The organism is Promicromonospora sp. NPDC060271 (genome assembly GCF_042726755.1).
Taxonomy (GTDB): Bacteria; Actinomycetota; Actinomycetes; order Actinomycetales; family Cellulomonadaceae; genus Promicromonospora.
The window spans coordinates 1-4999 of sequence record NZ_JBHXBG010000261.1 but is presented as its reverse complement, the minus strand read 5'-3'; the positions used below and the strand labels follow the sequence as shown (position 1 = coordinate 4999).

The 4999-nt window shown below is 71.0% G+C and carries 2 protein-coding genes; one reads left to right on the top strand and one right to left on the bottom strand.

The genetic code is table 11. The annotated features are described in order from the left end of the window. Positions 1 to 101: 101 nt before the first annotated feature. Positions 102 to 3506, bottom strand: a complete 3405-nt coding sequence (locus ACFWE2_RS24410) for a discoidin domain-containing protein (RefSeq protein WP_377226798.1) — start codon at positions 3504 to 3506, stop codon at positions 102 to 104. Between the two features lie 192 nt (positions 3507 to 3698). Between ACFWE2_RS24410 and ACFWE2_RS24405 the strand changes: the two genes are divergently transcribed. Next, positions 3699 to 4952, top strand: coding sequence for a kynureninase (locus ACFWE2_RS24405; protein ID WP_377226797.1), 1254 nt, complete (start codon positions 3699 to 3701; stop codon positions 4950 to 4952). Positions 4953 to 4999: the final 47 nt, after the last annotated feature.

Below are 4999 nucleotides of genomic sequence, written 5' to 3'. Positions count from 1 at the left end.
GAGGTAGAGCGGGTGTCCACGACACCCGCTCTACCTCGGCGACGGACGACCGCCTAAGTAGAGCGTGTGTCGCGGACGCACGCTCTACTTCGGCGAAGGGGTCAGTTGCGGGTGATCGTGAACGTCGACGTCGGGTTCTCGATGTCGCGGTAGTTGTTGCCGAACGTCAGCCCGTTGAACGTGGCCGAACCGACCGCCGGACCCTGCCCCGCCTCCGGCATCGGGTTGGCCCAGATGCCGTAACCAGACCTTGCGTCGTACTGGTCGCCGCTGCGCTGCGCCCCGGTGATCGACACGTCGGTGAACACCGTGTCCCGGATCGGGTTGACCGGCTGCCCGCCGATGTACTGGGTCTGGAACATGATCCCGGAGTACGTCGGGTCCACGATGTCCAGGTCGTTCAACCGGATGGCGGTGAACGCCTTCGACGCCGAGAACAGCCACACCGCCGGGAACACCTGGTCACCCCAGAAGTGCCCGCCGGAGCGCACCACGGAGATGCCCTCGAAGGTCGTCGGCGCCGGGCCGAACCCCTCCATCGGGTACCCGAAGTCCAGCGAGCTGATGGTCACGCCCGAGTACACGAGCGTGTCGGCGATGTAGATGTCGCGGAACGTGTTGTCCTGCCCGCCGTAGACGGCAAGGCCCGCGGCCCGCCAGGTGTTCGTCGACGTCAGGTTCTCGAACACGTTGCCCCGCTGGCCGCTGCCTCCGGCGTCGGTCGCCGCGAACAGGGCGAACGAGTCGTCCCCGGTGCCCCGCGCCTGGTTGTTGTGCACGTGGTTGTTCGCGCTGCCGTTGGTCATGTTCAGGGCGTCCGCGAAGGTGTTCCGGATCCGGGAGTCCTTGATCTCCGAGTCGTCCATGTTGGCCGCCCAGAACATGCAGATCATGTGCTCGACCCAGATGTTGTCGATGGTCATGTCTCGCACGTTCGCGAAGTCGAAGACCTTGCCCGGCCCGTCGATCCGCGAGGTGTAGTTCCCGAAGTAGGCGAAGTCGCGGAACGTCGAGCCGTTCGCCGTCCCCTCGGCCCGGAACCCGATGTCCGTGTTCTCCTGCGTGGCCGGCGCGTGGAACCGCGTGAACCACGGCCCTGCGCCCACGATGTCGACCGCCTTGCCGTACACCTGGAACTTGCTCGCCGTCTGGTAGTCGCCCGCCGGCAGGTAGACGCCGGCGAGGTTGCCGGTCGTGTCCATCCGGAACCGGTCGAGCGCGTTCTGCACGTCCTGGTGCGTGAAGCCCGCGGGCTGGATGTAGCGGGCCGGGTCCGGGTTGGCCTGTGGCGTCGCCTGCTCCAGGTCGACGAAGTCGACGGTGTACCGGCTGGTGTTGCTCGCCGTCTTCTGCAGCCGGATCGTCGAGCCCGCCGGGACGGTGGTGCCGAGCAACGTGTTCGCCTCGTCGTAGATGTGCCGCGGCGCACCCTGTCCCGGCTGGTTGCCCGGTCCCGCCTCGGGGCCGTACAGCCACGCGTACCGCGAGGTCAGGTCGATGTTCTTGAGGAAGCTGCCGTTGACGTACACGGCCAGCGTGGAGCTCGTGCCGCCGCCGCCCGCGGCGTCCGGCATGGAGAACCGCACCACCAGGGAGTTGGCGGCTGCCCGCGTCGTCCACTCGACGTACGCGCCCGTCTGGTCCAGCGTCACCGCCTTGCGGCCGGACGCCTCGCCCGCGAGGTCGCCGACCACGCGGTTCGGCCCGACGGCGACCGCACCGCCGCCCGAGACGCCGTCCTCCGCCTCGTACGTGTCGAAGGGCATGTTCGCGCCCCGGCCGATGAACAGCGACCGGGTGACCTCGTTGTTCGCGCGCCGCGCCTCGACCTCTGTCGAGTCGGGGGCGGCGGTGATCGTGACGTCGTAGGAGCCGTCGGCGGCCGGCCAGGTGCCGAGGTTCACACTCTGGCTGGTGGCACCGGCGGCGATGGTGCCGGAGACCGAACCCGTGAGGGTGCGCACCGTCGTCCCCGACGAGTTCTTCACGACGACGGTGAGGCTGTGCGCCGCGGACGAGGTGGCGACCGTGCCGCGGTTCGCGATCGTCGCCGAGAAGGTGACCGTCTCACCCGCCGCCGGGGTGCTCGGCGTCCACGACACCGTCGGGACCAGGTCGGAGCTGGCGGTCTGGGCGACCACCAGCGGATCCGGTCGGACGTACTCGTTGTCGCTCTCGGACTGCTCGGGAACGGTGTTCGACGGGTCGGCCACGGCACCGATCTCGTACGACCCTGCGGGCAGCGCCCCGACGTTCGCACTGACGGTTGCCGTTGCGCCCGCAGCGAGCGCACCGACCGGGACGGTCGCCTCGGTCTCACCGTCGACGGTGAGCGCGACGTTCGTCGCCGGCGACCCGAGCGTCCCGATGTTCCGCACGGTGGCGGACAGCGTGACGTCGTTCGACTCGGTCGGCGTCGCCGGGTTCGCCGAGACGCCCGTGACCGCGAGGTTCGGGCCGGCTGCCGGTACGCCGAACACCTGGAGCTCGGCCACCTGGCCGTTGCCCGCGCCCGTGTTGGCCGTGAACCGGAGCCGCACCTCGCGGGCGGTCCCGCTGACCGGGACGGTCACGGAATTGCCCGTCGCCGGGGAGAACGCACGAGCGGCGGACGGCGCGAGCGTGGCCCACGCGTCACCGGACCCGGTGCGGCCCTGCACCTCGAAGGTCTGGGTCCGCGGCCCCCAGGCCGTGGCCGGGGGCAGCTTCACGACGACGTCGCTCAGCGTCGCCGCCGACTCCAGCGTCACCGCGAGCGTGCTCGGGTACTGGCCGCCCGCGCCCTCCCAGTAGGTCGAGGTGTTGCCGTCGTTGGCGTTGCCCGCCACGTAGTTCCACTCCGTCGACGAGGCCGCGACGGGGCGGCCCGGGGCGAGGTCGGTGCCCTCCACCGGCTCCTCCGGGTCGGGGGCGTCGCGCGTGCCGCGCACCTCGAGCTCCGAGAGCTGACCCGCGGACCAGCCGGTGTTCGCCGTGACGGCGATGCGCACGTAGCGCGCCGCCGTGTTGGGCACGTCTATGGTCACGGTGTTACCCGACGCCGGGTCGAACCGCCGCTGGGCGCTCGCTGCGAGCGTGGTGAAGGACGCGCCGTCGGCGCCGGCCTGCACGGACAGGGTCTGGGTCCGGGCCTCCCAGCCGGTGGGGAGCTTGAGGACCACCTCTTCGACGGTGGCCCCTGCGCCGAGGTCCACCTGGGCCCACTGCGGGAAGCTCCCGTTGGTCGACTCCCAGTAGGTCCCCTGGTTGCCGTCGGTCAGGTTGCCGGCCAGGTAGGGCGCGTTGTTGCTGCTCGCGGCCGCGGGCGCGCCCGCAGAGAGCACTATGGGCGCGGCGGAGGCCGTCACCGGAGCGAGGCCTGCGGCCGTGAGGGCCGCGGCGGTGAGCACGGCCAGCAGCGCGGGAGCTCGTCCCGGTCTGGGCCCGGGGCCTGTTGCGTGGCGTGGCGTCGTGGAGCGGAACATCGTCGTCCCCGATCTCCCGTCGTCGTTGACGGGGTTCGTCATCGGATGAGTCACCGGTACTTGCCGTAATGCTGTTGATAAACATGCAGCGAGTTGTAGAGTTTTTGCGCTGGAGCGGTACGGACTTTACTGACGGTGCGGTTGGGGCGTCAAGGGTCCGACGCCGCTGCCTGGTTCGGCCGCGGCCCGTGCAGGACGTACGCTCGGGCCGAAGCCGATCGACCTGGAGCCTTCGTGACAGTCCCCGCCGCATCCGCCGCCCTGCCCGTAAACCTGCCCGCCGCGCTGCGCGAACGTGCCGCCGCGCTCGACGCGGGCGACCCGCTCGCCCGCTACCACGACCTCTTCGTGCCGAGCGAGGGCCTGATCGCCTACCTGGACGGCAACTCGCTGGGCCGGCCGCTGACCGCCACGCGCGAGCGGCTCGCCTCCTTCGTCGACGGGCCGTGGGCGGCGCGCCTGATCCGGTCCTGGGACGAGGGCTGGATGGACGCGCCGACCGAGCTCGGCGACACCCTCGGGCGCGTGGTGCTGGGCGCGGCGCCGGGGCAGACCGTCGTGGCCGACTCCACGACGGTCCTGCTCTACAAGCTCGCCCGCGCCGCGGTCGACGCGCGTCCCGGGCGCCGCGTGATCGTCGCCGACACCGAGAACTTTCCCACCGACCGCTTCGTGCTGCAGGGCATCGCCGCCGAGCGCGGCCTGGAGCTCCGCTGGATCACGCCGAACGCCGAGGCGGGCGTGACGCCGCAGGACGTGGCGGCCGCCGTCGGGCCGGACACCGCCCTGGTGCTGCTCAGCCACGTCGCCTACAAGTCCGGGTACGTCGCGGACCTCCCGGCGATCACGCGGATCGTGCACGACGCCGGGGCGCTCGTCCTGTGGGACCTGTGCCACTCCGCCGGCTCGGTCCCGCTGGACCTGGACGCCGACGGCGTGGACATCGCCGTCGGCTGTACCTACAAGTACCTCAACGGCGGGCCGGGCTCACCGGCCTTCGCCTACCTGGCCGCCGGCCTGCAGGACGCGGTGCGGCAGCCCGTCCAGGGCTGGATGGGGGCCGCCGACCCGTTCGCGATGGGGCCCGAGTACGAGCCCGCGCCGGGGATCCGTCAGCTCATCAGCGGTACGCCGCCGGTGATCGGGATGCTGCCGATGCGTGACATGCTGGCGCTCGTCGAGGAGGCCGGGATGCCGGCGGTGCGCGAGAAGTCGCTGGCGCTGACCGGGTTCGCGATCCAGGTCGCCGACGAGTACCTGCCCGGTGTGCGGGTGGCCTCGCCGCGCGACCCGGAGCGCCGGGGGAGCCACATCATGCTCGACCACCCGGACTTCAAGCGCGTCGTCGCGCAGTCGTGGGAGCGGGGCGTGATCCCGGACTTCCGCCCGCCGCAGGGCCTGCGCGTGGGCCTCTCCCCGCTGAGCACCAGCTTCAGTGAGGTAGCGAACGGCCTCTGGCTGATCCGGAACCTCCTCACCGCCCGTTGAGTGCTGGCTATTTGTGGGTTCGGAACGTTTCGAACCCACAAATAGCC

What these genes read in the sequence shown, in the direction of transcription:
- ACFWE2_RS24410 (WP_377226798.1), bottom strand. Translation starts at nt 3,506, where the DNA reads ATGACGAACCCCGTCAACGACGACGGGAGATCGGGGACGACGATGTTC.